This window comes from Streptomyces sp. NBC_00690, assembly GCF_036226685.1.
Classification (GTDB): Bacteria; Actinomycetota; Actinomycetes; order Streptomycetales; family Streptomycetaceae; genus Streptomyces.
In genome coordinates this window covers 5,407,627-5,433,637 of the sequence record NZ_CP109009.1, presented here as the reverse complement: position 1 = coordinate 5,433,637, position 26,011 = coordinate 5,407,627, and the positions used below count along the sequence as shown (strand labels likewise).

30 protein-coding genes are annotated in these 26,011 nt (G+C 68.5%); 4 read left to right on the top strand and 26 right to left on the bottom strand.

The window, feature by feature from the left end:
- Nucleotides 1-76 precede the first annotated feature (76 nt).
- The 7 genes from OID54_RS23910 to OID54_RS23880 all read right to left on the bottom strand — a co-directional run bounded on the left by OID54_RS23910 (nucleotide 77) and on the right by OID54_RS23880 (nucleotide 9,002).
- Nucleotides 77-1,354, bottom strand: coding sequence for a thymidine phosphorylase (locus OID54_RS23910; protein WP_329022614.1), 1,278 nt, complete (start codon nucleotides 1,352-1,354; stop codon nucleotides 77-79).
- A gap of 97 nt (nucleotides 1,355-1,451) precedes the next feature.
- The gene (locus OID54_RS23905; protein WP_329022612.1) at nucleotides 1,452-1,850 is read right to left on the bottom strand and encodes a cytidine deaminase; all 399 of its coding nucleotides are present in this window, start codon (nucleotides 1,848-1,850) and stop codon (nucleotides 1,452-1,454) included.
- Nucleotides 1,847-3,136 carry an ABC transporter permease gene (locus tag OID54_RS23900; RefSeq protein WP_329022610.1) on the bottom strand — a complete coding sequence of 430 codons (1,290 nt, stop codon included), beginning with the start codon at nucleotides 3,134-3,136 and terminating at the stop codon, nucleotides 1,847-1,849. The genes OID54_RS23905 and OID54_RS23900 overlap by 4 nt, the downstream gene beginning before the upstream one ends.
- Nucleotides 3,133-4,245, bottom strand: coding sequence for an ABC transporter permease (locus OID54_RS23895; protein ID WP_329022607.1), 1,113 nt, complete (start codon nucleotides 4,243-4,245; stop codon nucleotides 3,133-3,135). Before OID54_RS23895 ends, OID54_RS23900 begins: the two co-directional genes overlap by 4 nt.
- Nucleotides 4,242-6,002, bottom strand: a complete 1,761-nt coding sequence (locus OID54_RS23890; protein WP_329027739.1) for an ABC transporter ATP-binding protein — start codon at nucleotides 6,000-6,002, stop codon at nucleotides 4,242-4,244. The genes OID54_RS23895 and OID54_RS23890 overlap by 4 nt, the downstream gene beginning before the upstream one ends.
- 238 nt (nucleotides 6,003-6,240) lie before the next feature.
- A complete protein-coding gene (locus tag OID54_RS23885; RefSeq protein WP_329022605.1) occupies nucleotides 6,241-7,284 on the bottom strand; it encodes a BMP family lipoprotein in 1,044 nt (347 codons plus the stop codon).
- Between the two features lie 464 nt (nucleotides 7,285-7,748).
- Nucleotides 7,749-9,002, bottom strand: a complete 1,254-nt coding sequence (locus OID54_RS23880) for an amidohydrolase (RefSeq protein ID WP_329027738.1) — start codon at nucleotides 9,000-9,002, stop codon at nucleotides 7,749-7,751.
- A 473-nt stretch (nucleotides 9,003-9,475) separates the two neighbouring features.
- Between OID54_RS23880 and OID54_RS23875 the strand changes: the two genes are divergently transcribed.
- The 3 genes from OID54_RS23875 to OID54_RS23865 all read left to right on the top strand — a co-directional run bounded on the left by OID54_RS23875 (nucleotide 9,476) and on the right by OID54_RS23865 (nucleotide 12,260).
- Nucleotides 9,476-10,162, top strand: coding sequence for a CBS domain-containing protein (locus tag OID54_RS23875; protein WP_329022603.1), 687 nt, complete (start codon nucleotides 9,476-9,478; stop codon nucleotides 10,160-10,162).
- Nucleotides 10,159-11,094 carry a universal stress protein gene (locus OID54_RS23870; protein ID WP_329022601.1) on the top strand — a complete coding sequence of 312 codons (936 nt, stop codon included), beginning with the start codon at nucleotides 10,159-10,161 and terminating at the stop codon, nucleotides 11,092-11,094. Before OID54_RS23875 ends, OID54_RS23870 begins: the two co-directional genes overlap by 4 nt.
- Nucleotides 11,095-11,252: 158 nt before the next feature.
- A complete protein-coding gene (locus OID54_RS23865) occupies nucleotides 11,253-12,260 on the top strand; it encodes an Acg family FMN-binding oxidoreductase (RefSeq protein WP_329022599.1) in 1,008 nt (335 codons plus the stop codon).
- A 133-nt stretch (nucleotides 12,261-12,393) separates the two neighbouring features.
- Here OID54_RS23865 and OID54_RS23860 read toward each other — a convergent pair whose 3' ends face one another.
- The 3 genes from OID54_RS23860 to OID54_RS23850 form a co-directional block, all read right to left on the bottom strand.
- Nucleotides 12,394-12,693 carry a DUF1876 domain-containing protein gene (locus tag OID54_RS23860; RefSeq protein ID WP_329022597.1) on the bottom strand — a complete coding sequence of 100 codons (300 nt, stop codon included), beginning with the start codon at nucleotides 12,691-12,693 and terminating at the stop codon, nucleotides 12,394-12,396.
- Nucleotides 12,694-12,773: 80 nt separating this feature from the next.
- Nucleotides 12,774-13,436: a leucine efflux protein LeuE gene (gene leuE / locus OID54_RS23855; RefSeq protein ID WP_329022595.1), complete on the bottom strand. Its 663-nt coding sequence runs from the start codon at nucleotides 13,434-13,436 to the stop codon at nucleotides 12,774-12,776.
- A gap of 92 nt (nucleotides 13,437-13,528) precedes the next feature.
- On the bottom strand, nucleotides 13,529-15,109 hold the full coding sequence (locus OID54_RS23850; RefSeq protein ID WP_329022593.1) for an acyl-CoA mutase large subunit family protein: 1,581 nt from the start codon (nucleotides 15,107-15,109) through the stop codon (nucleotides 13,529-13,531).
- Between the two features lie 173 nt (nucleotides 15,110-15,282).
- Here OID54_RS23850 and OID54_RS23845 point away from each other — a divergent pair, with 173 nt between their 5' ends.
- Nucleotides 15,283-16,182, top strand: a complete 900-nt coding sequence (locus OID54_RS23845) for a L,D-transpeptidase family protein (RefSeq protein ID WP_329022591.1) — start codon at nucleotides 15,283-15,285, stop codon at nucleotides 16,180-16,182.
- Nucleotides 16,183-16,427: 245 nt separating this feature from the next.
- Here OID54_RS23845 and OID54_RS23840 read toward each other — a convergent pair whose 3' ends face one another.
- The 16 genes from OID54_RS23840 to OID54_RS23765 all read right to left on the bottom strand — a co-directional run bounded on the left by OID54_RS23840 (nucleotide 16,428) and on the right by OID54_RS23765 (nucleotide 25,982).
- Nucleotides 16,428-17,594 carry a hypothetical protein gene (locus OID54_RS23840; RefSeq protein ID WP_329022589.1) on the bottom strand — a complete coding sequence of 389 codons (1,167 nt, stop codon included), beginning with the start codon at nucleotides 17,592-17,594 and terminating at the stop codon, nucleotides 16,428-16,430.
- Nucleotides 17,594-18,400: an RNA polymerase sigma factor gene (locus tag OID54_RS23835; protein ID WP_329022587.1), complete on the bottom strand. Its 807-nt coding sequence runs from the start codon at nucleotides 18,398-18,400 to the stop codon at nucleotides 17,594-17,596. Before OID54_RS23835 ends, OID54_RS23840 begins: the two co-directional genes overlap by 1 nt.
- Before the next feature lie 345 nt (nucleotides 18,401-18,745).
- Nucleotides 18,746-20,020, bottom strand: a complete 1,275-nt coding sequence (locus tag OID54_RS23830) for a tyrosine-type recombinase/integrase (RefSeq protein WP_329022585.1) — start codon at nucleotides 20,018-20,020, stop codon at nucleotides 18,746-18,748.
- 66 nt (nucleotides 20,021-20,086) lie between these two features.
- Complete coding sequence (locus tag OID54_RS23825; RefSeq protein ID WP_329027736.1) at nucleotides 20,087-20,242, bottom strand: helix-turn-helix domain-containing protein; 156 nt, start codon at nucleotides 20,240-20,242, stop codon at nucleotides 20,087-20,089.
- Between the two features lie 23 nt (nucleotides 20,243-20,265).
- Nucleotides 20,266-20,535, bottom strand: coding sequence for a hypothetical protein (locus tag OID54_RS23820; RefSeq protein WP_329022583.1), 270 nt, complete (start codon nucleotides 20,533-20,535; stop codon nucleotides 20,266-20,268).
- Nucleotides 20,532-20,759, bottom strand: coding sequence for a hypothetical protein (locus OID54_RS23815; protein WP_329022581.1), 228 nt, complete (start codon nucleotides 20,757-20,759; stop codon nucleotides 20,532-20,534). Before OID54_RS23815 ends, OID54_RS23820 begins: the two co-directional genes overlap by 4 nt.
- 16 nt (nucleotides 20,760-20,775) lie before the next feature.
- Complete coding sequence (locus OID54_RS23810; RefSeq protein WP_329022579.1) at nucleotides 20,776-21,210, bottom strand: hypothetical protein; 435 nt, start codon at nucleotides 21,208-21,210, stop codon at nucleotides 20,776-20,778.
- A gap of 139 nt (nucleotides 21,211-21,349) precedes the next feature.
- Nucleotides 21,350-21,940 (bottom strand): deoxynucleotide monophosphate kinase family protein, encoded by a 591-nt coding sequence (locus OID54_RS23805; RefSeq protein ID WP_329022577.1) that lies wholly within the window; start codon nucleotides 21,938-21,940, stop codon nucleotides 21,350-21,352.
- A 5-nt stretch (nucleotides 21,941-21,945) separates the two neighbouring features.
- Nucleotides 21,946-22,197 (bottom strand): hypothetical protein, encoded by a 252-nt coding sequence (locus tag OID54_RS23800; RefSeq protein WP_329022575.1) that lies wholly within the window; start codon nucleotides 22,195-22,197, stop codon nucleotides 21,946-21,948.
- A 17-nt stretch (nucleotides 22,198-22,214) separates the two neighbouring features.
- Entirely contained in the window at nucleotides 22,215-22,571 is a 357-nt protein-coding gene (locus OID54_RS23795; RefSeq protein WP_329022573.1) for a hypothetical protein, read from the bottom strand.
- Nucleotides 22,568-22,777 (bottom strand): hypothetical protein, encoded by a 210-nt coding sequence (locus OID54_RS23790; protein ID WP_329022570.1) that lies wholly within the window; start codon nucleotides 22,775-22,777, stop codon nucleotides 22,568-22,570. The genes OID54_RS23795 and OID54_RS23790 overlap by 4 nt, the downstream gene beginning before the upstream one ends.
- A 52-nt stretch (nucleotides 22,778-22,829) precedes the next feature.
- Nucleotides 22,830-23,192 (bottom strand): hypothetical protein, encoded by a 363-nt coding sequence (locus tag OID54_RS23785; RefSeq protein ID WP_329022568.1) that lies wholly within the window; start codon nucleotides 23,190-23,192, stop codon nucleotides 22,830-22,832.
- Between the two features lie 16 nt (nucleotides 23,193-23,208).
- A complete protein-coding gene (locus OID54_RS23780) occupies nucleotides 23,209-23,715 on the bottom strand; it encodes a hypothetical protein (protein WP_329022566.1) in 507 nt (168 codons plus the stop codon).
- Nucleotides 23,712-24,281, bottom strand: a complete 570-nt coding sequence (locus OID54_RS23775) for a hypothetical protein (RefSeq protein WP_329022564.1) — start codon at nucleotides 24,279-24,281, stop codon at nucleotides 23,712-23,714. The genes OID54_RS23780 and OID54_RS23775 overlap by 4 nt, the downstream gene beginning before the upstream one ends.
- Nucleotides 24,282-24,295: 14 nt before the next feature.
- Nucleotides 24,296-24,715: a hypothetical protein gene (locus OID54_RS23770; RefSeq protein WP_329022562.1), complete on the bottom strand. Its 420-nt coding sequence runs from the start codon at nucleotides 24,713-24,715 to the stop codon at nucleotides 24,296-24,298.
- A 13-nt stretch (nucleotides 24,716-24,728) separates the two neighbouring features.
- Nucleotides 24,729-25,982 (bottom strand): hypothetical protein, encoded by a 1,254-nt coding sequence (locus OID54_RS23765; protein ID WP_329022560.1) that lies wholly within the window; start codon nucleotides 25,980-25,982, stop codon nucleotides 24,729-24,731.
- Nucleotides 25,983-26,011: the final 29 nt, after the last annotated feature.

Below are 26,011 nucleotides of genomic sequence, written 5' to 3'. Positions count from 1 at the left end.
GCCGCGCCGGTGATACCGACCACGGCAGAGGCGTCCGCATGCCCTTTCGCGCGCCCCTCCAGGGGAAATCGGTCGGTCAGGCGATGCGGTCCCGGACGATCGGGGGCGCGGTGAACTCCGTACCGGCCGGGGCGATGTCGTACGACGACTCCAGCGAGCGGAGCGCGTAGTCGAACTTCTCCGGGGTGTCGGTGTGGAGGGTCAGGAGCGGCTGGCCGGCGGTGACGGCGTCACCGGGCTTGGCGTGGAGTTCCACCCCGGCGCCCGCCTGCACCTGGTCCTCCTTGCGGGCGCGGCCCGCGCCGAGCCGCCAGGCGGCGATGCCGACGTCGTAGGCGTCGAGACGGGTCAGTACGCCCGAGGCCGGGGCGGTGACCACGTGCTGCTCCCGGGCGGTGGGCAGGGCCGCGTCCGGGTCGCCGCCCTGCGCGGTGATCATGCGACGCCAGACATCCATCGCCGAGCCGTCGGCCAGCGCCTTGGCGGGATCGGCGCCTTCGATACCGGCCGCGGCCAGCATCTCGCGGGCGAGGGCCAGGGTCAGTTCGACGACATCGGCGGGGCCGCCGCCCGCGAGGACCTCGACGGACTCGCGGACCTCAAGGGCATTGCCGGCGGTGAGACCGAGCGGGGTGGACATGTCGGTGAGCAGTGCCACCGTCTTCACTCCGCTGTCGGTGCCGAGGGCCACCATGGTGGAGGCGAGTTCCCGGGCGTCCTCGATGTTCTTCATGAAGGCGCCGGTGCCGACCTTGACGTCCAGGACGAGGGAGCCGGTGCCCTCGGCGATCTTCTTGGACATGATCGAGGAGGCGATCAGCGGGATCGCCTCGACCGTGCCGGTGACATCGCGGAGGGCATAGAGCTTCTTGTCGGCGGGGGCGAGGCCATCACCGGCGGCGCAGATCACGGCTCCGGTGGTGTCGAGGACGTGCAGCATCTCCTCGTTGGAGAGCAGGGCTCGCCAGCCGGGGATGGACTCCAGCTTGTCGAGGGTGCCGCCGGTGTGGCCGAGGCCCCGGCCCGAGAGTTGGGGCACGGCCGCGCCACAGGCGGCGACCAGCGGCGCGAGCGGCAGGGTGATCTTGTCGCCGACGCCACCCGTGGAGTGCTTGTCCGCGGTGGGGCGGGAGAGCGCGTCGAAGCTCATGCGCTCGCCAGAGGCGATCATCGCCGCCGTCCAGTGGGCGATCTCGGTGCGGTTCATGCCGTTGAGCAGGATCGCCATCGCCAGCGCCGACATCTGCTCGTCGGCCACCGCACCGCGGGTGTAGGCGTCGATCACCCAGTCGATCTGCTCGGGGCTGAGCTCACCCCGGTCCCGCTTGGTGCGGATGACGGAGATGACGTCCATGGCATTCCTCCAGAGTGGCAGCTCATCGCGCTCTACGCGCATAGAGACGAGGGTAAGGGAGCGGCCCCTCCGCCGGAACGGAGGGGCCGCAGGGGATTTACGCCGGAAGGTGCTGTGGGCCGAAGGGCTGCGGCAGTATCTCCGCGAGCGGGACGATCCCCTGGGGGGTGTCCAGGAGCAGTTCCGAACCGCCGAACTCATAGAGGAGCTGACGGCACCGGCCGCACGGCACCAGGCTCTCGCCCTGGCCGTCCACGCAGGTGAAGTGGGTCAGCCGGCCGCCTCCTGTGGCCTGGAGCTCGGAGACCAGACCGCATTCCGCGCACAGGGAGAGTCCGTACGAGGCGTTCTCCACATTGCAACCGGTGATCGTCCGACCGTCGTCCACCAGGGCGGCGACCCCGACCGGAAAGCCCGAGTAGGGGGCGTACGCACGCGTCATGGCCTTACGCGCATGCTCCCGCAGGGCCGCCCAGTCGACCGCCGCGGCCGTCATTTGCCCTGGCCCTTGCGGTAGCGCATGCCGTCCGCCTTGGGCATGCGCAGCCGTTGCGCGGACAGGGAGAGCACCAGGAGGGTCACGACGTACGGGGTGGCGGTGACGAACTCGTTCGGAACGGTGTCCGTGCCCAGGTACCAGACCAGTACGCCGAGGGAGAGGACACCGCTGATCGCGGCCGTCAGATAGCTCTTGCGGTAGAGCTTCCACAGCGCGAGCCCGGCGAGGACCACGACGAGGAGCAGCAGCAGGGCGTGTACGGACTGGCCGCCGTTGCGCAGTTGCAGCGCATCGGCGAAGCCGAACAGCCCGGCACCCATCGCCAGTCCACCCGGCCGCCAGTTGCCGAAGATCATCGCGGCGAGACCGATGTAGCCGCGGCCTCCGGTCTGGCCCTCGTTGTAGATGTTCGAGGTGACCAGCGCGAGGAACGCGCCGCCGAGACCGGCCATGCCGCCGGAGATGATCACCGCGATGTACTTGTACTTGTAGACGTTCACGCCGAGCGATTCGGCGGCGATCGGGTTCTCACCGCAGGAGCGCAGGCGCAGACCGAACGACGTCTTCCACAGCACGAGGAACGTCAGGACGAACAGCAGCACGGCGACGATCGTCAGCAGCGACAGATTGGTGACCAGACCGCGCAGTACACCGGCGATGTCCGAGATGAAGAACCAGTGGTGCTTCTCGATGTCACCGAGCCAGTCCGAGACCCCGGGCACGGTGACGGTGGTGATGTCCTCGGACGGCGGCGACTGTTTGGGGCTGCCGCCCTTCGCCGAAGCCTCCTCGGTGTTGAACCACAGCTTGGCGAAGTAGGTGGTGAACCCGACGGCCAGGATGTTGATGGCGATGCCGGAGATGATGTGGTCGACGCCGAAGGTGACGGTGGCGATCGCGTGCAGCAGACCGCCGGCCATGCCGCCGAGCACACCGGCCAGGACACCGATCCAGGGATCGGTCTGCCAGCCTGCCCAGGCACCGAAGAAGGTGCCGAGGATCATCATGCCCTCAAGGCCGATGTTGACCACGCCCGCGCGCTCGGCCCACAGACCGCCGAGACCGGCCATGCCGATGGGCACGGCCATGGCCAGGGCGGCGCTGATCTGGCCGGCCGAGGTGATGTCCTGTGCGCCGGTGATGGCGCGCACCGCGGACAGGGCGAGCAGCCCGCCAGCGATGATCAGCAGGATGACCGGGAAGGAGAGGCGGGTACGCCCTCCCTTGCCGCCACTCACCTTGGGTGCCGTGGGCGGCGGGGTGGAAGTCGCCGTGACGGTCACGCCGACACCTCCTGCTTCTCGGAGTTACGGGCCTGGGCGGCGAGTTTGGCGCCGACCTGCCGCTGCTGGCGCTTCAGGCCGTAGCGGCGCACCACTTCGTACGCGATGACGACACAGAGGACGATGACGCCCTGAATGACGCCGACGATCTCCTTGTCGTAGCCCTGGAACTCCAGTTGGCCGCTGCCGCGCTCTAGGAAGGCCCAGAGCAGTGCACCGAGCGCGATGCCCACCGGGTTGTTGCGGCCGAGGAGCGCGATGGCGATGCCGGTGAAGCCGATGCCGACCGGGAAGTCGCCGCCGTACTCGTAGGAGTCGTTCAGAAGGGTCGGCATGCCGATCAGACCGGCCATGGCGCCGGAGAACAGCATGGAGGTGACGATCATCTTCTTGACGTTCACACCGCTGGCCTCGGCCGCGCTGCCGGACTGGCCGACCGTGCGCAGGTCGAAACCGAAGCGGGTGCGGGCGAGCGTGAACCAGAACGCGATGCCCGCGATGATCGCGACGACGATGAAGCCCCAGACGGGTGCCGGTTCGGTCGGGAACTCGAAGAAGTGCGACGACTCGGGGAGCGGCTTGGTGGAGATCTTCGTCCCCGCCTCGTCGAGCTGTCCGAGTCGTCCCACCTGGAGGAGGTAGCCGATGACCGCTGTGGCGATGGCGTTCAGCATGATCGTGGAGACGACCTCGCTGACCCCTCGGGTGACCTTGAGGACACCGGCGATACCGGCCCACATGGCGCCGACGATCATCGCGCAGAGAATGATCAGCGGGATCTGGACGATGCCGGGGAGCGTGAGGGCACCGCCGAGGGCCGCGGCGAAGAAGGCCGCGAGGCGGTACTGACCGTCCACACCGATGTTGAACAGGTTCATCCGGAAGCCGATGGCCACCGCGAGTCCGGCCAGGTAGTACGTGGTGCCCTTGTTCAGGATGTAGACCTGGCTGTCCGACTTGGAACCGTAGTCGAACATGATCCGGAAGGCGTTGAACGGCTCCTTGCCGGTGGCGGCCAGCACCACGGCCGTCACCAGGAACGCGACCACGATGGCCAGGACGGGGGCCGCGAGCCCCAGGAGCACGCGCTCCTTGTCGAACTTCTTCATCGGTCCTCTCCCCCGTCGGTGTTGCCGTCTGTGCCGCTGTCGGGGCGGGGAGCGCGAGTGTCGGCAGTGTCTGTAGCGTCCGCAGTGTCCGCAGTGTCCGCAGAGTCGGCGGTGCGCTCGGGGGAGGCACTGCCGGATGGCGCGGAAGCGTCGGTGGACGTGTCTGTGTCTGTGCCTGTGTCGGCAGAAGGCTCGTCGGCGGAAGGCTCGTCTGCGGGGACTTCGAGATGGCCGGTGGCCGCACCCGTCATCGCCGAGCCGAGTTCCTCCGGGGTGATGGTGGCCGGGTCGGCGTCGGCGACCAACCGGCCCCGGTACATCACGCGCAGGGTGTCGGAGAGCCCGATCAGCTCGTCCAGGTCGGCGGAGATCAGCAGCACGGCCAGGCCCTCCCGGCGGGCGGCCCGGATCTGGTCCCAGATCTGCGCCTGTGCGCCGACGTCCACACCGCGGGTGGGGTGCGCGGCGATCAGCAGCTTCGGTGCGTGGCTCATCTCCCGGCCGACGATCAGCTTCTGCTGATTGCCACCGGACAGGGACGCCGCGGTGACCTCGATGCCGGGGGTGCGAACGTCGTACTCGCGCACGATCCGCTCGGTGTCGGCGCGGGCGGCCTTGGGGTCGAGGAAGACGCCCTTGCTGTTGGGCTTCTCGGTGACGTGACCAAGGATGCGGTTCTCCCACAGCGGCGCTTCGAGCAGCAGGCCGTGTCGGTGGCGGTCCTCGGGGATGACCGCCATGCCGTCCTCACGCCGCTTGCGGGTGGGACGGTGCGAGATGTCCGCGGAGTCCAGGTGGAGTGAGCCTCCGTTCAACGTCCGCATGCCCATGATGGCCTCGACCAGCTCGGACTGACCGTTGCCCTCCACTCCGGCGATGCCCAGGACCTCGCCCTTGTGGATGGTGAAGTCGATGCCGTCGAGCAGGGAGCGCACGACGCCGTCGGGGTCGGTGGCCGTCAGCCGGAGGTCTCGGACCTGGAGCATCGGCACATCGGTGACGGTGGACTCACGGGTCTCGGGCGAGGGCAGTTCGCTGCCCACCATCAGCTCGGCGAGCTGCTTGGTGGTGGTGTTGGCCGGGTCGGCGGTACCGACCGTGGTGCCGCGTCGAATGACCGTGATCTCGTCGGCGACCGACAGCACCTCGCCGAGCTTGTGCGAGATGAAGATGACGGTCAGACCCTCGGCCTTGAGTTCGCGCAGGTTGTCGAAGAGTGCGTCGACCTCCTGCGGCACGAGGACCGCGGTCGGCTCGTCGAGGATGAGGGTGCGGGCACCGCGGTAGAGGACCTTGAGGATCTCCACGCGCTGACGGTCGGCGACTCCGAGGTCCTCGACATAGACGTCGGGGCGGACGTTCAGACCGTACGCGTCGGAGATCTCCCTGATCTTGGCGCGGGCCTTGTCGCCGATCCCGTACAGCTTCTCCGAGCCGAGGACGACGTTCTCCAGGACGGTGAGGTAGTCGGCGAGCATGAAGTGCTGGTGCACCATGCCGATGCCTCGGGCGATGGCGTCGCCGGGGTTGGAGAACGTGACCTGTTCGCCGTCGACCTCAATGGTTCCCTCGTCCGGCTTCTGCATGCCGTAGAGGATCTTCATCAGGGTGGACTTGCCCGCGCCGTTCTCGCCGATGAGGGCGTGGACGGTGCCGCGGCGCACGGTGATGTCGATGTCGTGGTTGGCCACGACGCCGGGGAATCGTTTGGTGATGCCGCGGAGCTCTACGGCATGGGAACTGCTGGACGCGTTGATGGCGCACTCTCCCTGGGCAGGAGCGGAGGAGGAGCAGAGGCGGGCCGGTAGCGGGGGCTGCCGGTGGTGCTGGGTGTTGCCTGGTGTGTTGCCTGATGCGTGGTGGCGAAAACTACCGTGCACAGGGGAGAGCTACGCGCGTAGCGCCAGCAACTTGTTGAGGCGATGGACGCACGACGTACATCGGGGCCCGCGAGAGCGGCACGGCCACTCTCGCGAGCCCCGGTGAACGGACCGGTCAGGTCGTGGTCTTGACCTTGATCTGGCCGTCGATGATCTTCTTCTTCGCCTCGTCCAGCTTGGGCTGGATGTCCTTGAGGTGGTCACCGGTGGTGGTGAGGCTGACACCGTTCTCGGCGAGCGAGTAGGTGTGGACGCCGGTCAGGGGCTTGCCGTCCTTGACCGACTTGGCCAGCTCGAAGACGCCCGTGTCGACGTTCTTCACGACCGAGGTCAGGATCGAGGCCGCGTACTTGGAGAGCGCCGGGTCCTTGGCCTGGTCCGAGTCGACGCCGATGCCCCAGGTGCCGGGCTTGGCGGCGACGGCCGCGATGGCGCCCGCGCCGGAGCCGCCCGCCGCCGTGTAGATGACGTCGATGTTCTTGTCGAGCATGCCCTGCGCGGCGGCCTTGCCCTTGTCCGGGCTGGTGAAGCCGGAGGTGTCCGTACCAGTGGAGAGGTACTGGATCTGGACGGTCGCCTTCGGGTTCGTCTCCAGGACGCCCTGCTCGAAGCCGGCGGCGAACTTCTTGATCAGCGGGAGGTCGACGCCTCCGATGAAGCCGATCTTGCCGTCCTTGGACTTCAGCGCGGCGGCCACACCGGCGAGGTACGAGCCCTGCTCCTCGGTGAAGACGATGCTGTCGACGTTCTTCGCGTCCGAGACGGAGTCGACCAGGCCGAACGTGGTGTCCGGGTAATCCTTGGCGATCTTGTCGACCGCGCTCTTGTAGAGGAAGCCCACGGCGAGGACCGGGTTGTAGCCGTCCTTCGCGAGCGAGGCGAGACGGGTCTCGCGGTCGGCCGGGGTCTCGCTGGTGCGGGCGGTGAGTTCCTTGGTCTCCGCACCGAGTTCGGCCTTGGCCTTGTCCAGACCACGCGCGGCGGAGTCGTTGAAGGAGTTGTCGCCACGGCCGCCGACGTCGTAGGCCATGCCGATCTTCAGCTTGCCGCTGTCGTCCGAGCTGCCGCCGTCAGTCGACGATTCGCCACACGCAGTGGCGGTAAATGCCATGGCCGCGGCTGCGATGGACGCGACCGCGATCTTCGATACCTGGCGCAAGAGGAGGGTCCCTTCGAGGCTGACCGAAAGCGCCTCTTCCGGCGCTGGTTTCGCGGCGATCGTAACGCGCGTAGATGTCAGTTAAAACCACGTTCATGAGTCGTTATCGGATCGTCGCAAGAGGGCGTCGGGCGGGGAGTCGACGGGAAGCGAGGAGCCCGCCCGGGCCGCCGGGTGCCTTGATCTTGACCCCGGGGAGGTGGTGGGCGAACCGGATCAAAGGGGGCAGGGGGTCGAGAGGGCCAACACTACGGAGAGTCAGGGGCATCAGCAGAGCCCCCAGAGCCTCACGAAACCCAACGGTCTGGGTCGCACGGACAAACGCGAGCGGTCTCGGGGCGCGCGGCCACATGCCGGCAACCTCAGCCGCACCGACGAACGTCTGGGCCACACGGACGAAAAGGCGGTGGGCACCCGCACCCGGGTGGCCACCGCCTCGGCACTCCGCCCGCACTCCCATGCCGTCAGGCGTGCAGGGCCTCAGGTCGTACAGAGTCGAGTAGTTCCGCGTCGAGGAGCACGGCCGCGGTGAAGAGCTCCACACCGACCTGGATGGCGTCCTCGTCGGCGTCGAAATCACCGCGGTGGAGGTCCCGCTTGGTGGTGTCGCCTGGGGTGCGCACTCCGAGCCTGGCCATCGCACCCGGCACGTGCTCCAGGTACCAGGAGAAGTCCTCGCCCCCCAGGCTCTGCTCGGTGTCCTCGACGGCGTGCAGCCCGCGGCGGGCGGTCTGGGCCGCCCGGAGGAGCTCGGTGACGTCCGGGTCGTTGACCACGGGCGGAACCCCGCGGATGTAGTTGATCTGCGACTTGGCGCCGTGCAGGGTCGCGATCTCGTCGATGGCCGCGTGGACGAGGTCGGGGGCGGCCCGCCACCCCGGGAGGTCGAGGCAGCGAACGGTGCCGGAGAGTTCGGCGTGCTGGGGGATGACGTTGCAGGCGTGGCCCGCCTCGATGCGGCCCCAGGTGACGGCGAGCCCGGAGCGTGCGTCCACCCGGCGGGAGAGCACCGCAGGGACTTCGGTGGCGACCTTGGCCGCCGCCGTCACCAGATCCGTAGTGAGGTGGGGTCGGGCGGTGTGTCCACCGGGGCCGTCGAGGGTGACTTCGAGCCGGTCGCAGGCCGAGGTGATGGGTCCGGGGCGCAGCCCGATGACACCGGTGTCGACCTTGGGGTCGCAGTGCAGGCAGATGATCTTGCCGACGCCGTCCATGACACCTGATTCGATGGCGTCGGGGGCGCCACCGGGCAGTACCTCTTCGGCGGGCTGGAAGATCAGTCGCACCGGTTGCGGCAGGAGCCCTCGGCGATCCAGCTCCGCGAGTACGAGCCCGGCGCCGAGCACCACGGCGGTGTGGACGTCGTGTCCGCAGGCGTGGGCCCGGTCGGGAACGGTGGAGCGGTACGGAACGCCGGTCTTGGTGTCCGGGATGGGCAGCGCGTCGATGTCCGCGCGGAGGGCGAAGAGGGGGCGTGAGCCGTCCGAGACGCCGATGTCACACATGAGTCCGGTGCCGATGGACAGGACGCGCGGTTCCAGTCCGGCGCTCTCCAGTCGGGCCTTGAGCGCCGCGGTGGTGCGGAACTCCTGGTTGCCCAGTTCGGGGTGCATATGGAGATCCCGACGGAAGGCGATCAGCTCAGCACGGAGTTCCGGGGACAGGATGCCGGGCAGTGCGCCGCTCCCGGGCAGGTCTGCTGCGGACTCACGGGACATCAGTTGGTTCACCTGTTGAAGGGTAAGCCCAGGCAAGGCCCAACTGGCCACTGATCAACAAAAGTTCAATCCGTTAGGGGAAGGAAAAACGACCCCTAGCGGCATGAATACCCGGGCGTGTGGGTAAACTCACGGCTCTTTATCGACGGTACCGCAACCCATCGCTGCCGGCCTTCGGGAAGCCCTCCCGCCACCGCGCGGAGGGGGCCGAACAGCCCGCGCCCGAACGACCGGGGACAGAGCCCGGGGACTGAGCCCGGGGACTGAGCCCGGCGGCGACGGCCGCTACCGCGCCCCGCACGGCTCGCTCACCCGGTCACCGGCGTCGAATCGAGCGTCCGGGAAGGCATCGGGGCCCTACGAATGCACCAAAGGGTCCAAGGTCCCTGTGCCTGTGATGCGCACCGGGTCCACCCTTGTGATCAGATCATGTGTTCACAGGCGAATGTTTTGATATGTCGGAAAGGCCAGCCATGAGGCACCGCAGGGTCACCGACCTGATGACGCCCACCGCCGTGAGCGTCCAGCGGGGAACCGGGTTCAAGGAGATCGCCCGCCTCCTCGACGAGTACGGGATCACCGCCGTACCCGTCGTCGACGAGGACGAACGACCGGTCGGTGTGGTCTCAGAGGCCGATCTGCTGCGCCGACAGACCTCGCAGACGACCGGGAACACGGCCGAGTCGCTGATGTCCAGCCCCGCCGTCGTCGCCCAGCCGCACTGGAGCGCGATCCGGGCAGCCCGGGTGATGGAACAGCACCGCATCAAGCGGCTGCCCGTGGTGGACGGGGACGGCCGGCTGACGGGGGTGATCAGCCGTAGCGATCTGCTCCAGCTCTTCCTGCGCCGCGACCGGTCCATCCAGGAGGAGATCTTGGAGGACGTCCTCACCCAGACACTCGGACTGTCCCCCTCGGCCCTGACGGTGGATGTCACCGACGGGGTCGTCACCCTCAGTGGAGCGGTGGAGCGGAGCAGCCTGATCCCGGTGACCGTACGGCTCTGCGAGAGCGTGGACGGCGTGGTGGACGTGGTGAACCGACTGGTCTACGAGGTCGATGACACCGGTGGAACGGCATGGGAGCCGGTGGCGGGGGCGGCGCCCCACACGATGGGGACGAGTGCCGAGGCGGCGGCGGGCGGGGGGTGGGAGCGATGACCCACCATGTGGCCGTCGGAGTGGATGGCAGCCCTGAGGGCTTCGCCGCGGCCGAGTGGGCGGCGACGGAGGCCCTGCTGCGCGATGTGCCCCTGCGGCTGGTGCACGTGGCGGACAAACCGCTCACCCTGGTCGTGGCGGCGCTCGCGATCGCAGCGAGCGACGACAGCGCGGCTGGGGACGCCCTCCTCCAGGAGGCCGCAGCGAACCTGCGGGCACGGCACCCGGCGCTGGAGGTCACCACCCGCAAACGCTCGGGCCGGACCCCCGCCGCCCTGGCGTCGGAGGGCGACGAGGCCGGTCTGCTGGTGCTGGGTTCACGCGGGCTGGGCTCGGTGTCGGGTTTCCTCGTTGGCTCGGTCGGAACGGCGACGGTGGGGGCGACCACCCGTCCGGTGGTCCTCGTGCGCAGCGCCGACGGGGGCACCGCCGACGCGGTGAACGGGGGTACTCCTGCCCCGGGCGAGGCGGTGGAAGGACACACCGGGACGGCAGCCGATTCGGGCCAGCCCCTGGGCGAGGTGGTGGTCGCCGTGGACGTCCACGACCCCGTGGACGCACCGTTGGCCTTCGCCTTCGAGGAGGCCGCGCGCCGCGGTTGCAAGCTCCGCGCCGTGCACGGCTGGCGTCCACCCTTCGTCCATGGGCTGGCCTTCGACGCGGCGACCCGGCTGGAGGTCGAGCGGGAGTTCACCCGTACCCTGCGCGATCTGCTGCTCCCGTGGCGGCAGCGATATCCGTCGGTGAAGGTGGTCGAGGAGGCACATGCCGGTTCCGCCGCCCGTGCCGTGCTCGGCGCCACGGGAGATGCGGCCCTGGTGGTCGTGGGACGACGGGCCCGGCGGTCTCCGCTGGGCGGCCACATCGGCCCGGTCGCCCATGCGGTGATGCACCATGCCACCGCCCCGGTGGCGATCATCGCGCACGGTTGAGGACCCATCGAGAAGAAAGGTTTCACCGCAGACCACGGAGGGTGCGGCACCCCTAGCGAAGAAACGATTCTTCACCGCTGTCGCCCAGCAGGGCACCACCCACTCCGGGGATCGCACCCGGACCGCACGCGCAGAACCGCTCACCCCGAGGAGGACCCGTGCCCGCACGACCACTCGACCCGGCCACGGTGACGGCCGTCGTCCAGGACGCGGCAGCCGCCCCTTCACTGCACAACGCCCAGCCCTGGAAGTTCCGGCTGCTGCGCGAGCGCAGCGTCCTCCAGGTGCGGGTCGACCCCACCAGGGCACTGCCCGCCGAGGACCCCGCGAACCGGGCCCTCCACCTGGGCTGCGGAGCCGCCCTCTTCAACCTGCGGGTCGCGGCGGCCCATCAGGGTTGGGAACCCGTCACCGCACTGCTCCCCGACGGCTCGGACCCGGCGCTGCTCGCCGAGGTGCGACTCGATCAACCGGTCCGCGCCGATGACGATCTGGCCCCGCTCCACCCCGCCATCAGCCTTCGCCACACCAGCCGCCACCCCTTCACCCACGAGGCTGTTCCGGTCGAGGTGCTGGACGGCCTCAGCGCCGCCGCACTGCTGGAGGGGTGCCGTCTGGTCTTCCCCGACGACTGGCACGTACAGACGGTGCTGGACCTGGTGCACGAGGCAGAGGAGCGCGCGGTGCTGGACCCCGAGGCTCGGGCGGAGTTGGCCTCGTGGACCAGGACCGAGGTGCGGACCGAAGCCGGAGACGGCGCTCCCCAGCCGGGCGACGGCATTCCCGTGAGCGCCTTCGGGCCCCGGCCGCGCGGGACCACCGGCCCGATGCGGGACTTCGCCCAGGGCCGGCCGATCCCCGGCCGGGAGTCGGTGGAGTTCGAGCACTATCCGCGGCTGGGGCTGCTCGGGACCGCCGAGGACCGGCCGGTGGACTGGCTGCGGGCGGGCCAGGCGCTGGAGCGCGTACTACTCCAAGCCACCCTCGACGGGCTGTCCACCTCGTTGACCTCGCAGGCCCTGGAGTGGCCTGAGTTGCGGTGGGCGGTACGGGAGCCGGGTGCGGCATCGGGCGGTCAGATCCAGATGGTGATCAGGTTGGGGTACGGCCCCCACGGCACGGCGACCCCCCGAAGGTCCGTGGACGACATGCTGGAGATCCGCTGAGCGCTCGACAGCACCGCACGATCCGAACGCGGTCGGCGGTGGCCCGGCTCCGCGCCGCGGGGCGTGCGATGCCGAGCACCCGGTCGTGAGCGTCGAGCCCGCTACGGGCGGCAGGCCGGGCGGACCGGGCGCCCTATCCGGCGGCCGGTGACCAGCCGGTGTCGGGCACCGAGGGCTGTGCCGGCGGTGCGGCGCCCATCGCCTCCAGATCGCGGTCCGCCACCCGCATCAGTTGCCCGGACAGGTCCCGCATCGCCCGCGCAGCCGCCAGTTCGTCCCCGATCTTCGGGATGTCGGCGTCGGCCGGGCTGCAACGGGCCGTACCGCGTCCGGTCAGCCGCCCCGAACCGGTCTCCAGCATCGCGCGGGCTCTGGTCGTGCCGTCCTCTTCCGACAGAACGAGATCGACTTTCCACTCCAGGGTCCGTGTCATGGCACACCTCCTCGACCGCGCCCGGCCCTGGTCAGCCGCCGGGGCGCGTTCCTGCCTTCAGGATCGCACCCGGGCCCGATTCAGGTGCTGCTGAGCGAGAGCTTCACGGCGAAGCCGAGGAACAGGGCGCCCGCCGCCGATGTGGCCCCCGCGGACAGTGCCCTGCGGCGCCGGAAGGCTGCGGCGAGATGGGTGCCGGTGAAGATCAGCAGGGTCAGATAGAGGAAGGACGCCAGTTGCGCGAAGGCTCCGAGGACCACGAACGACAGCGCGGGATAGGCGTAAGCGGGATCGACGAACTGTACGAAGAAGGCGATGAAGAAGAGGATCGCCTTGGGGTTGAGGAGGCTGATCACCAGGGCCCTGCGGAAGGGGCGTTCGACGCTCGCGCCGTCCTCTGCGCCCTGCTGGGACATGGTCGCCTCGGGCAACTCGCGCCGCGCCCGCCACATCGACCAGGCCGCCCGCAGCAGCCCGATCGCCAGCCAGGTCAGATATCCGGCACCGGCGAACTTCACGATGCCGAAGAGGACGGCGTTCGCCTGGAGCAGGGAGGCGACACCCGCAGCGGAGAGCACCATCAGCACGGCGTCGCCGCACCAGACGCCGGCTGCGGCGGTGTATCCCGTACGCACGCCGCGTCGGGCCGCGACCGAGAGCACATAGAGCGAGTTCGGGCCTGGCAGGAGGACGATCAGTATGAGACCCGTCAAGTAGGTCGGAAGATCGGTGACACCCAGCATGAAGCGGAGTTTCGCACAGAGTTGCGATGGTTCATCAGTGTGTTTCCGGTCACGCCCCGAGATGCCGGGACGGTCGGACTTCATTACCGGCGTCAGAACGCGTCCGCCGGCACATAGGCACCCCAGACATCACGGAGTGCGTGGCACACCTCGCCCACGGTGGCCCGCGCCCGCAGAGCCTCCTTCATCGGAGGCAGGACGTTGTCGGTGCCCGCAGCCACCTGTCTGAGCGCGTCCAGCGCGGCCGTGACAGCGGATCCGTCGCGTTCTTCCCTCAGCCGCGCCAGCCGCTCGATCTGGCGCGCCTCGATGAGCGGGTCGACGCGCAGCGGCTCATAGGGCTCCTCGGCATCCAGGGTGAAGCGGTTGACTCCCACGACGACCCGTTCGCCACTGTCCGTCTCCCGGGCGATGCGGTACGCGCTCCGCTCGATCTCCCCCTTCTGGAATCCCCGCTCGATCGCGCCGACCGCACCACCGAGGTCTTCGATCCGTCCCATCAGTGCCAGGGCGGCTTCCTCCACCTCGTCCGTCAGCTTCTCCACGGCGTACGAACCGGCGAAGGGGTCCACGGTCGCGGTCACATCGGTCTCGTACGCGAGGACCTGTTGGGTGCGCAGGGCCAGCCGGGCCGACTTGTCCGTCGGCAGGGCGATCGCCTCGTCGAAGGAGTTGGTGTGGAGCGACTGGGTGCCACCGAGGACCGCGGCGAGGCCCTGTACCGCGACCCGTACCAGATTCACTTCGGGCTGCTGGGCGGTCAGCTGTACGCCGGCGGTCTGGGTGTGGAAGCGCAGCATCATCGACTTGGGGTTACGCGCCCCGAACTCCTCCCGCATCACCCTGGCCCAGATCCTGCGGGCCGCGCGGAACTTGGCCACTTCTTCGAGGAGGGTGGTCCGTGCGACGAAGAAGAAGGAGAGCCGAGGGCCGAAGTCGTCCACGTCCATGCCCGCGGCCAGGGCCGTGCGCACGTACGCGATGCCATTGGCGAGGGTGAACGCGATCTCCTGTACGGGTGAGGCGCCGGCCTCCGCCATGTGGTAGCCGGAGATGGAGATGGTGTTCCAGCGCGGGATCTCGGTCCGGCAGTGGCGGAAGATATCGGCGACCAGCCGGAGGGACGGCTGTGGGGGAAAGATGTACGTGCCCCGGGCGATGTACTCCTTGAGCACGTCGTTCTGGATCGTGCCGGTGAGCCGATCGGCCGGGATGCCCCGCTCCTCGCCGACGAGTTGGTAGAGCAGGAGCAGCAGTGCGGCGGGGGCGTTGATGGTCATCGAGGTGGAGACCCGATCCAGGGGGATCCCGTCGAAGAGTGCCCGCACGTCGTCGATGGAGTCGACGGCGACCCCGACCTTGCCCACCTCGCCGTGGGCGATCTCCGCATCGGAGTCGTGGCCCATCTGGGTGGGCAGATCGAAGGCGACGGACAGACCGGTGGTTCCGTGCGCGATGAGCTGCCGGTAGCGGGCGTTGGACTCAGCGGCCGTGCCGAAGCCTGCGTACTGGCGCATCGTCCAGGGCCGGCCGGTGTACATGGAGGGGTAGACACCGCGGGTGTAGGGGTACGCACCGGGTTCGCCCAGGCGCTCGGCGGGATCCCACCCGCTGAGCGCGTCCGGTCCGTAGACCGGATCGATGGGCAGTCCCGATTCGGAGTGGTGGGCCATGGCTGTGCCTCTCCCCGGAATCGAACTCGTCATCACAGCTCTTCCCGCATCGCACGGGGTTCTGCAACCGAACCGGACGGGAATCCATCTCCTGGGGCAGAGTCTCCATTTCCGGGTTTCTAGAGACTCTGCGGGATGGATCATCGTCTTTGGTTCACGGGGGGACACAAAGGATGAAGAGGTTTCGAGGATTCGATGTCCGGGGTCGGCACACCACCATCGTCGTTCGGCGGAGCCTGGCCGCGGTGGCGGTTCTCGCGCTGACCGCGGGCTGTTCGGCGCAGGCGGCCGTCACTCCTTCGGTGCGTACGGATGACAGACCGCGGGAATCGGCGGCGCCCGATGGGACCCCGACCCCGACCCCGAGCGCGACGCAGTCGAGTCCGCCGACCGTCGATGCACGGCCTGAGCCGAGCGAGGAGCAGAGTGCCAGCCCGGCCGAGGTGCTGATGTCGGAGGGCGCCCAGGGCGGTCGGGTACGGGAGCTACAGGCCCGCCTCGCCCAGATCGGCTGGTTCGACGATGCGCCGACCGGGGTCTACGGACGGATCACGGTCGCCGCGGTGAAGGGGTTCCAGGCCAAGCGCGGACTGCCCGCCGACGGGGCGACGGACACGATCACCTGGCAGCGACTGCTGGGGATGACGACCGAGCCGACGCGCGGCGAACTCGACGGCAAGGCGGTCAACAAGCCGGCCACCAAGCTCGATCCGCGCTGTCTCAACGGGCGGGTGATGTGCGTCAGCAAGACCACGCGCACCCTGTCCTGGGTGGTCGACGGCACGGTGCGCTCGACGATGGACGTGCGCTTCGGCTCCCAGTACACCCCCACCCGCGAGGGCTCCTTCAGCGTCTTCCTGAAGTCGAAGGACCATGTGTCCACGCTCTACGACACCCCCATGCCGTTCGCCATGTTCTTCAGCGGCGGCCAGGCGGTGCACTACTCGTCGGACTTCGCTGCCCGCGGCTACAACGGCGCTTCGCACGGCTGTGTGAACGTGCGCGACCGGCAGGCCGTCGCGGCTCTGTACGCGCAGGTGCGCAACGGCGACAAGGTCGTCATCCACTGGTGAGGGCTGCTCGCTCGCGGGGCTGCGAGAGATGGTCGAGAAGGGCGCGGGCGGGACCGGGGGAACGTGTCCCGCCCGCGCCTTATGCGCCCAGCCGTAGGTACGGGGGGAACCCCGGCTTCTGGCGCCGCCGATGACCAGTCGGCTCACTTACTACTGCGCCGTAGGCTCCAGAAACGTCACACCTGACCGTACGGTCGCAAAGAATCGCTGGTCACACGCGTGATGCGAAGTGCTCGGCCAGTACCTCAGCGCTGCGGCCGGTACATCCGTACAACGGGGTCGGCACTTTCCGGGCCCGGGCCCGCGGCACGAATACTCCGGCCGTTCTGCGAACCGCTCGCATGCTGCTTCGGCTTGCCGTTGACCTTGCTGGTGTCTCTCGGGTGACTCTTGTCGGGCCGGCCGTACGGGCGGTCGACGGCGGTCGCGCCGGCGCCCGTCGCAGAGCCGCTGGTGTGCGAGCCGTTGGTGTTCGGCCCGCCCTGGATCCCCTGGCCGCCCGGCGCTCCTTGGTTGCTCTGGCCGCTGCCGCCGTTCTGACCGTTCTGGCTGCTCTGACCGTTCTGGCTGCTCTGATCGCTCTGGCCGTGGGAACCGTTCTGGCCACTGCCCGAGGCACCATTGAGGACGTCGGCGCAGAACTGGTCCACCGTGACGCCGTGCTTCTGCGCGGCCTTCTCCAGCCGCTTCTGCCGCTTGCGGTCGATCGTGCCCGCCCGGTGATCACGGCAGGCGGCCTCCAGCTTGCGCTGTTTGCCGCTCTTCGCCGGAGGCTCCTCGGTCACCGTCACGCCCGGTGTCCCGGGCGGTGGTTCGGCCGGTTCGGTAGTGGCCCCCGGTACGGAGGGCTCGGTGGTGGTCCTCTCCTCGTGTGGCCGGACCCTCGGGGGCGCAGCGCCCCCCTCGGTGGCGTGCGGGGTCGGTTGCCCGCCCCGGGCCCGCGGCGGCTCCTCCCCCGGAGGTGCTCCGGTGGGCGCGACCGACACCGAGGTCGCGGGCGTCGAGCCCTCGTCGAAGGGCGAGGGCAACAGTCCGGTGGTCGCCCCGACGGCCACCCCGCCGAACGCGAACCCGGCGAGCGCGGCGATCACCCCGTACCGCACGGGCTGCATCAACCGGGCCGCGAGCGAGGGGCGGGGAGCGGGAAGGACCCGTACGATCCCGAAGTCGTGTTCCTGGCCCGCAGTGCTCCGGTCCCGGGCTCGACGGAAGGCGATCAGGGCGGCGGCCTCGCCCGCCAACTCGCCGTCGTCGACACCGGCAGGAACCTCCGGTTGACGCGCGTTGCGCAGCGCTGCGGTCAGTCGTGCGGCCTGTGTGCGAGCGGGTTCGTCGGGGACGTCGACCGGCTCACCGCGGAGCAGTCGCTCCGCCGCTTCCTCGTCGAGCCACTCGTACCGCTCATCGGCCATCACATGTCCTTCTGCGTCCGCAGCCGTGTATGCGTCACACCGGCGGGTGCCGTCGCACCCGGCCGTGGTCCACGCTGCGGAGGCACGCCGTTGAGATCCGCACCGCACTCCGCGGGGTCGGCAACCGGCTGCCCATCGGCGTCCGTGGCACCACCCGGACCGTTGGCACCGTACGCGCTGGTGGCCCTTTCCCGGTAATCGGCCTCCTGTGCGGTGAAGTCGGGCGGACCTTCGGTGAACTCGGCTTCCTCCAGGCTGTCGGCGCCCAGGAGTTCGGCGAGCCGCTTGAGCCCGCGGTGGGCGGCGGTGCGCACGGCTCCGGGCCGCTTCCCGAGGGTCTGGGCGGCGCTCTTCGCGTCGAGCCCCACCACCACCCGCAGTACGACGGCTTCCGCCTGATCCTGTGGGAGTTGGGCGATCAGCGCCAGGGTGCTTCCGGTGGAGAGTGCCTCCATGGCCTCGTCCGCGGTGTCGGAATCCGCCGGTCGACCGGTGAGTTCGCTCTCGTCGCCTCCGACCGCGGGGCGGCGACCGCGCATGCGGACGTGGTCGAGGGCCCGGTTGCGGGCGATCCTGGCGGCCCAGCCCCGGAATCTGTCCGCGTCACCGTTGAACCGGTCGAGATCGCGGGCGATCTGCAACCACGTCTCGGACGCCACGTCCTCGGCATCGTGCTCCCCGACGAGTGTTCGTACATAGCCGAGCAGCCGCGGATGCACGGCGCGGTACACAGTGCGGAAGGCGCACTCGTCCCCGTCCTGCGCCGCGAGCACTGCGGCGGTCAGCTCCGCGTCGTCCCCCAGCACTACCTCTACCTGTACCTGTTCAGATTCGCAGCTGGTCATCACTGCCCGCGTCCCCTGTACGCGAGTGAGCACGCTACGGCTTGCCCAGGGGCCACGTCCATGGCTTGTACAACTTGCAACAATATGCCGACTCGCCCGACACGAAAGGGTGTGTGACAGAAATCGCCTGCTTGACGCTGAATGGAGTACGGGGGCGCTTTGCGGCCCCGATGGACGGCGACCGGGGCCTCTCCTGTGGGGGGTGGCGGCCCCGGTCGTCGTTACTAATTCTGCGGCCCTGACCTGCGGCTTTACTGGTCCCACGGGGGTGGCATGACCAGCAGCGTGACCAGCGCGTCAGGCGACTCACGTGACCTCCCCCAGGCCGATGCGCCGGGCCGTTCCTGACGCCAGTTTTCGGGCACCTGCGACGCGGGGCTTGCCATACTGGGCCATCGTGTATCCGGGTGAGTGGTGCCTCACATTTGCCGATACTTCCACCGGGTTCTCCCCGGCGTCCAGGTCGTTGGTCACCTTGCTGTGTCTCCAGTCGTGAACACGGAACCGCTCCGGCAGGCCCAGCCTCTTCCGAACCGTCCGCCACCGGGCGCTCACCTGGCCGGCGTCCTGCGGATCGCCGGGTCTCAGGCCGCCCTTGCGGGGCATGTACCCGTCGCGGGCGAAGACAAGGCCGTGGTCGGTCCAGAGCGGGCCAACCTTCTCCTTCCACATCTCCTGACGCTCGCGCTGAACCTTCAGCACACTCATCAGGGCTTGATCAACGTAGATGATCGCGTTGTCGTCGCCATCCTTGGTCAGGCGGCGCAAGACGCTCTGGTTGCCGACTTCGACGACGACCCACTCCAGCTCTATCGCGCACTCGTCCCAATGGACGAGGTCCCACATCATCCCCAGAGCCTCGCTACGCCGGACGCCGGTCGCGGTGTAGACGGTCCACAGCGGCGCGTCGCGCGTGCAGCCGTGCAGGGGGCCGCACCCCCGCCTTCCGCAGGGTGCCCAGATGTCGGTGAGGAAGCGGGAGGTGTCCGCATCGTCGAGCGTCTGGAATTTGCGTCCCTGCGACTTGATCTGCCGAAGCGTGGGCGGGTTGGCCGTGGCCGCCGGGTTCGCCGGGATCAACTTCTTTTGGACTGCGGCGTCGAAGGCACCCGAAAGGATGTTGTGAATGTGGCGAACCGACTTTGCCCCCAGGGGCTTTCCCCCGTTCGACGAGCAGGGCGCAGTTTCGAGCATTCGATAAAGGGCATCCAGATCGTCATCGGTAATGTCCCTGAGCTTCTTGGACCCGATGTGCGGCTTGATGTGGAGCCTGATCTTCGGCTCGTAACCGGAGCGAGTGGTGTCCTCAACTCGATGTCCGGCGAACCACTTGTCCAGCCAGTCGCCCAACTTCATGTCGGAGCGAGGTACGACAGCTCCGCTGTCGTGTTCTGCCATCCACTTGTTGAGGGCTCGGCTCGCCTCGGTCTTCGTCGAGTAGTCGCGGCCGATCCAGAAACGAATCTTCTTCCCCTGCACCGGATCGTAGTGGAGGGGCGTCCTCACCCCCCAGGTGTTCGGCCGGCCGCTCCTTATGATCTCGACCGGGGAGCCTCCCAGGCCGTTACCCTTTCTCGCCACCCATGGGCCTCCTTACTCTCGCGCCCGATTGCCTCGGACTGATTTACGCTCGACCGCTGCCTCTCTCTAGGGGCTTTGGCGGTCGAGCCACTCATCCAGGTCTGAAGGTCGGCAGCGAAGGGCATTCCCGACCTTCTTGAACGGGATTCCCCGCCCCTTCCAGTTGCCGTAGACCCAGCTCTTCGGTACTGCCAGGTACCTGGCAACCTCATCGAGCGACATAAGCCCGGAAGGTTCGGCAGTGCTCACGCGGTCTCCCCCCTTCCCTCCTGGAGGAGATGGTGTACGGCTGACCAAGCTTTCGCCGCTGATTCGAGAGCCCGCTTCCGATCCTGCTGAAGCTGACGGACGACGGCCGGAACTCGCGCCGGGTCGTCGACGCCGAGGAGTTCCGCGACCTGGGCAAGGGTCTGCACGGGGCTGGGGTCGGGGTGCCGCCGCACGCGACACTCCTCGCCCGACAAGCCGAGAACCCAGCTCCATCCGTTGTTGATGGCCTGGGGGGTGGGCTTCATGCGACTACTCCTCGGTGACGCCGGTTCTGCTTGGTGAGGTGGAAAAGGCCGTGTTCGCATCCGTAGATGCGGTGTTCGCGGGCGAGTCCTCGGCGGACGCCCAGGCGCTCGGCGTGCCGATCGCGCTTCGCCTGCGCTCTGCCAAGGGCCTTCTCGGCGGCGAAGAGGTCGGCAAAGCCGCGCTTCGGGCTGCACCCGCACGACCGCCACTCGACGGGCTTCATCAGGGGGCTCTCTGTTCTACGCGGGCTGGTACTTGTTACAGGGGCAGGTGGGGATCTGACAGGCGCCCCGGGCCGCCGTGGCGGCGGAGTGAGTGAACGGGGCGTGAGTGCACTGCTCGTTCTGGCAGTAGCCCTTCCACTTCTTGCCCTTGCCGTCGTGGTTGGCGAGCATCACCCCTGGGGAGTGGAGCGGCACCAGGCGGCCCGTGCCGCCGAACGCCATCTTGGAGGCGAAGGAGCGAGCCTCGGCCTCGGAGGCGAAGGGAGCGAAGTTCAGTCCGCGGTGGCCGCTTTCCCAGGTGTGGACCAGGGCGACCCAGTCCCTCATCTGGAGGATCTCGCCGACTTCCTTGATTACAGCCTTCGCCAGGTGGCCGGCGCTCTCGAAGGAGTCGTCCTCCAAGAGCGCCACCACGGCGGCCACCTCCTCCTTGCGGGGGGTGATTCTCACGCAGCCGCCAACGGATCGTCCGACTCCGGCTGCCAACGGGCATCTACGTCAGGTGACAGGTACACGGGTCTTCCTTCTTCAGCCGTCTCTGCTGGGGGTCGCTTTCACGACCCCTTCCTTCTTGTCACAGGTTAACACATCAGTCACAGGTTGACATGCTGGTGAGACTGATCACGGATCGACGGAGGCTTCCGATGTCGCCGCCGTTGATCACAGTGGCGTCGAAGGCCCAGCCCCCGAGTGCGTTCTCGCTGACATGGTCCGACCCGTCGATGAGCAACTGTCCCGGGCGGTGAAGGAGGACAACGAGCCCTCCCCTGCTCTTGATCGCCTCCGCCTCGTTGGGAAACCGCACGTCGGTGACCACAGTCGGCCGGCCCCGCCATGTGTCGAGGTCGCGGAAGAGCGCATCGACCCATACGTCCTGGCCGAGGACTTCCCGCCCTCCCTCGGTGCCGAGGCGCTGGTGGTAGCCGCGCACCTCCGGGTGGACCTGCTTGACCTTCTCCCAGCCGTACGCGTCCACCAGCTCACGCAGGCCGCGTCCGCCGAAGGCGTCATGCCGGTCAATAAGGACCGGGTCGAGGGCGTACAGCATGTCCCGCACTTTGTCCGCGAAGGCTCTCCGTTGCCAGCCGCGCTCGACGAGAACGGAGGCGGCGGTGTCCTTCCCTGAGCGGGCGGCGCCCGCGAAGCCGATGAGAGTGGGGGTGCCTGTGATCACGTTCATGTTCCCTACTTCTGCGTCCTTGCCTGCCGCGGCCGGGGATGGTTGCGGACGGCGAGCTGAGGGGCTCGATCCCCGCGCCGACCGATGATGAGGTCCCGGGAGGTGTATCCGTGCCGTGCCTTGTCTAGCGAGTCCGGCTCGAACAGCTCGGCCGCCTCCGGGAACGCGCCGCTGCGGCGGAGGCCGTCGAACCATTCGAGCGCTTCTTCGGGGCTGCTGAACGGCGGGAGGTGGAGGCGGTACTTCGGGGTGGGCATGGTGGTCCCTTTCGGTGTCAGACTTCGCGGCTGTCGATGAGCCGGTACAGGCCGGGGGCGGTGGCGCGGCCCTCGCACACGTCGCAGTCGCAGTCGTGCAGGCAGGTGCCGCAGGCGGTCTCGTCGCAGAACGGGTCGGGCCCGTGGAAGTCGTGGGCGGGGTCGGGGTCGGGGCAGCCCCAGGTTGAGCAGGAGCGGTCCTTCGACCAGGTCGGGTACACAACGTGCTCGCGCTGGCCAAGGAGTCCGTGCGCCAGCGCCTCATCGGGGCAGTCGAAGCGAGCCCGGCCGGCGCTCTCGCGGGTGACGAAAGCCGCCCGGCATCGGGTGCACTGAAGGCGGCCTTCGGGGCGCTTCCGCAGGTGATGACTCACTTGGCCTTCATTGCGCGGATGATCGAAGCGAAGTCATCAGCGTGCAGGCCGCAGCAGTCAGCCAGCCCGCACCTGCCGTCGTCGGTGTAGTCGAGGACACTCGCGGCCTTCTCAAGAATCGCGTTGCGAAAGTCCTTCATCAGCGTCTGGCGCTCGTCTTCGCTCAGGTGGTCCAGCGCCGCCGCGAGCTTCTCGTGCACGTTCACGATCTCTCTCTTCAGGGTGTAGGGGGTGCGGGGGGTGTCAGGCGGGAGCTGACTAGGAGGCTGCGTCACCGGGAGGGGACGCCTTGCCCGCTGACGGCTCGCGGGGCACCCTCTTCTGCACGGTGACGAGGTCGCACCAGAGGAAGGCGACGATCTCCCTCTCAGGTTCGTCGGTCGCGCTGGGACTGTCGTCAATCAGTGCGACTGCTATCCATCTGTTCCCGGCGCGGCTGATGATCCCGAAAACCTGCTGGAGCGCTGGGTCCCAATCGCAAAAGTCGTACGTGGGGTCGTCGTTCCAACGGTAGTGATAGAGCACCTCGCGCCATCGTCCAGCCAAGAGGGCCACATCGTTGGGCTGGAGGTCTTCGGCACGGATCTGTTCGGTGGTCCAGGTGTCGCGGTTCGGGCTCATGTAAACCTCGCGCTTGTTACAGGTTGACATAGTGGGCGTAGCAGTGCTCAACGGGGATGCCTTCGGCTCGGGCGTGCTGGATGCTGACCTCTGCGCACTCCGCGAAGAAGGCGATGGCCAGCTCTGCGGCGTCATCGGCGGTACCCGCAGTCTCGAAGCGAGGGTTCTTCATGGGGATGAGGGGGGTCTCGTCGCCCACCGCTAGGTGGAGCCTGCCGCCGCACCAGTAGATCCGGCTGCGGCCGGCCAGGTGGTATGGATTCCTCTCGTGAAGCATCACGTCCCCGGCAAGTCCCTGCTCGACGCGGACGCCGAGGAAGGCTCCGGTCGAGAGGGGGACGGTCTGATGAGATTCGCGATGGACGGTGATGGGCGGGCACTCGTAACCCCAGCATTCGCAGACTTGGAACTCACCCCATGTGCCGCCGTACGAGCAGGCGGCGCAGCGGGCCCACTCGCGGGGCTGGAGGGCAATGGCGGTTGATCGGCACTTCGGGCAGCCGAGGTGTGCGGTGGTGTTCATGCGGCCAGCTCCGGGGTGCCGGCGTGGCGCGCGAGGGTTCGCCGGGCTTCGGCGGACGCCCAGGTGTACCCGTAGTACCCCCAGGTGGAGTCGACTTCGGCCCAGGTGGTGAGGGCCCCGCTGCGGCCGTCCGTCCGCTGCCATTCGACGGACTGCTCGATGATGATGCCGAATGCCTCTCCTGCGGCCCATGCCTCGTACTCTTCGCGCTCGGCGTTGAGGTACGCCTCGGGCAAGAGCCCGAGGTCTTGAGCGTCTTCGGGCATCAGGTACCAGAGGGAGACGGCGCCCTGCGGGGGACGGGACTCAACAACGATGGCGCCGTGGAAGATCCGAGCCCAGCGAGTGAATATCTCGACTCCCTTCCACCGGTTCCAGCTCACCCGGCTCCAGCCGTGCGCCAGGGGGCCGCCTTCCTCGTCCACGGGGGCGTAGTGGCCAAGATGGGTGTCGATAGTGATCACGTAGCCCAGGTGGTCGTGGTTCTGCCGCGGGTTCGTGGCGTACTCGTCGGTGACGAGTCGGGCCCGGAGTCGGGCATCGCCAGAGGTGATGATCTCGGTCATGGCGTTCCTCTCGATCAGGGGGTGGGGTAGTGAACGACGCAGTTGTCCCTGCGGCACGGACGGCCGAGGGCGGCGACGTGCTCGCGGTGGGCGTCGTACGCGGCGGTCAGCCAGTCGTCCTCGACGAAGTCGGCGCGTATCCCGGTCCACTTATCGCGGGCCTCGGCGATGTCGCAGACCTCGTGGAACTCGCTGGCACCGTGCTGGCGTATGAGGTCGATCCAGGACTGCCGCGCACGCCGGTACGCGCTGTGGGAGTGGTTGTAGCCGGTGGTCGGGTCGATGTCGTCGATGGCGACGCCGGTCGCCGTACAGATCGCTGTACGGGCGTCGGCCATGGATGTGAGGCGGTCGGCCTCACACACAGCGCAGTCCAGCGGGGCTCGGGCGATGGACATGAGCAGCAGGTTCGGGCGGTGCCGGAAGCCGGACATGATCTCTCTTCGGTCATGCGGCGAGCGCGTGTCCACGCTCGCTGGGCGTGTGGTCATAGATGTCGGCGAGGTACTGACGGAGCCGGTCTTCCCACGGGCGTGAGAGGAGGCTGCCGACAACGACGGCGCCCATGGGCGGAGCGACCACGTCGCCGATCTGCTGGGTACAGCCGGACCGGGAGCCGGTCCACGGGTATCCAGGGCGGAAGCCGACGAGAAGGGCGGCCTCGTCAAGGCTGAACCTGCGTGCCGGGTCGTGCTCCCAGTACCAGCCCCTGATCTTGCTGGTGATGGCGGTGGCGGGCTTGTCCGCCGACCAGCAGTTCCCGCCAGCCGTCTTGCGCTCGCCCCTCGTGTTGACGCGGATGCCTTCGGGCCAGCCAAGGGCGCTGGCCGCGCTGGTGGTGGGGATGTCCGCGACGGGCTTGACGTGGTCAGGGTCGAGGAAGGTGTGCCGGGAGGCGAGCATGAACGCCCGCTTCCGGCGGCTGGCAAGCCCGTAGTCGACGGCGTCGAGGACGTGGAAGTCGGTGGAGAGCCACCCGGCGCAGACGAACTCGTCGCGGATGCCTTCGATGATCTCCTCGGGAAGGGCGCTGGACTGCTCCATGGCGATCCAGCGGAAGTCGTCGCTGGCGACGGAGAGGCCGAGGCCCCAGATGACCACTTCGGCGAGGAGGCCAATGCGAGCGTCGGTCAACTCGACTGCCATACCTCGTACTTCATCGAGCCCATAGATCGGGCCCGACCAGCCTTCAAAGCAGTCGAAGCAGGTGGTCGGGCAGTCTTCGGAGCACTCCTGGTCCTGCCAGACACCGATGGTCGCCTCCCATGCGCAGGTGAGCATGTCGAGGAAAATCTGCTGGTTGTGAGGGTCGAGTCCGGCGCGCTTGCCGGCCGGGGTCCAGCACTGGCACGGGGCAGTGAGCAGGAGTCCGGTAGTCCATCGGAGGGCCGGATGGTGGGGGTCAAGTGTCCGGATGTCCGCGACGATCCGCTGGAACCCGGCGCTGACGGCGGTGGCGGATGCGTCGGCCTTCAGTTCGATGCCGACGATGTCGAGGTCCATCCCAAGCACGTCCCTGATGCCGGTCTCCAGGCCGCCGGGTCCGCTGAAGGGGTACACGACCCGTGGCGGGTCGCCGGGATTCGGGGGGAAGAGCCAGCGCACGGGCCATGGTCCGGCGACGGCTTCGAGCTGCTTGGTGGTCCACTGTTCCGCCAGCCAGGGCGCGTCCGGGCAGGGGGCATTGACAAGGGTGAACATGAAGGGCTTCTCCAGCGCGGCCCGCCCCT

Coding starts and splice junctions, on each gene's coding strand:
- OID54_RS23910 (WP_329022614.1), bottom strand. CDS start 1,354: ATGGACGTCATCTCCGTCATCCGCACCAAGCGGGACCGGGGTGAGCTC.
- OID54_RS23905 (WP_329022612.1), bottom strand. CDS start 1,850: ATGACGGCCGCGGCGGTCGACTGGGCGGCCCTGCGGGAGCATGCGCGT.
- OID54_RS23895 (WP_329022607.1), bottom strand. CDS start 4,245: ATGAAGAAGTTCGACAAGGAGCGCGTGCTCCTGGGGCTCGCGGCCCCC.
- OID54_RS23880 (WP_329027738.1), bottom strand. CDS start 9,002: ATGTCCCGTGAGTCCGCAGCAGACCTGCCCGGGAGCGGCGCACTGCCC.
- OID54_RS23875 (WP_329022603.1), top strand. CDS start 9,476: ATGAGGCACCGCAGGGTCACCGACCTGATGACGCCCACCGCCGTGAGC.
- OID54_RS23870 (WP_329022601.1), top strand. CDS start 10,159: ATGACCCACCATGTGGCCGTCGGAGTGGATGGCAGCCCTGAGGGCTTC.
- OID54_RS23860 (WP_329022597.1), bottom strand. CDS start 12,693: ATGACACGGACCCTGGAGTGGAAAGTCGATCTCGTTCTGTCGGAAGAG.
- leuE (WP_329022595.1), bottom strand. CDS start 13,436: ATGCTGGGTGTCACCGATCTTCCGACCTACTTGACGGGTCTCATACTG.
- OID54_RS23850 (WP_329022593.1), bottom strand. CDS start 15,109: ATGGCCCACCACTCCGAATCGGGACTGCCCATCGATCCGGTCTACGGA.
- OID54_RS23845 (WP_329022591.1), top strand. CDS start 15,283: ATGAAGAGGTTTCGAGGATTCGATGTCCGGGGTCGGCACACCACCATC.
- OID54_RS23840 (WP_329022589.1), bottom strand. CDS start 17,594: ATGGCCGATGAGCGGTACGAGTGGCTCGACGAGGAAGCGGCGGAGCGA.
- OID54_RS23825 (WP_329027736.1), bottom strand. CDS start 20,242: ATGTCGCTCGATGAGGTTGCCAGGTACCTGGCAGTACCGAAGAGCTGG.
- OID54_RS23820 (WP_329022583.1), bottom strand. CDS start 20,535: ATGAAGCCCACCCCCCAGGCCATCAACAACGGATGGAGCTGGGTTCTC.
- OID54_RS23815 (WP_329022581.1), bottom strand. CDS start 20,759: ATGAAGCCCGTCGAGTGGCGGTCGTGCGGGTGCAGCCCGAAGCGCGGC.
- OID54_RS23805 (WP_329022577.1), bottom strand. CDS start 21,940: ATGAACGTGATCACAGGCACCCCCACTCTCATCGGCTTCGCGGGCGCC.
- OID54_RS23800 (WP_329022575.1), bottom strand. CDS start 22,197: ATGCCCACCCCGAAGTACCGCCTCCACCTCCCGCCGTTCAGCAGCCCC.
- OID54_RS23785 (WP_329022568.1), bottom strand. CDS start 23,192: ATGAGCCCGAACCGCGACACCTGGACCACCGAACAGATCCGTGCCGAA.
- OID54_RS23780 (WP_329022566.1), bottom strand. CDS start 23,715: ATGAACACCACCGCACACCTCGGCTGCCCGAAGTGCCGATCAACCGCC.
- OID54_RS23775 (WP_329022564.1), bottom strand. CDS start 24,281: ATGACCGAGATCATCACCTCTGGCGATGCCCGACTCCGGGCCCGACTC.
- OID54_RS23770 (WP_329022562.1), bottom strand. CDS start 24,715: ATGTCCGGCTTCCGGCACCGCCCGAACCTGCTGCTCATGTCCATCGCC.
- OID54_RS23765 (WP_329022560.1), bottom strand. CDS start 25,982: ATGTTCACCCTTGTCAATGCCCCCTGCCCGGACGCGCCCTGGCTGGCG.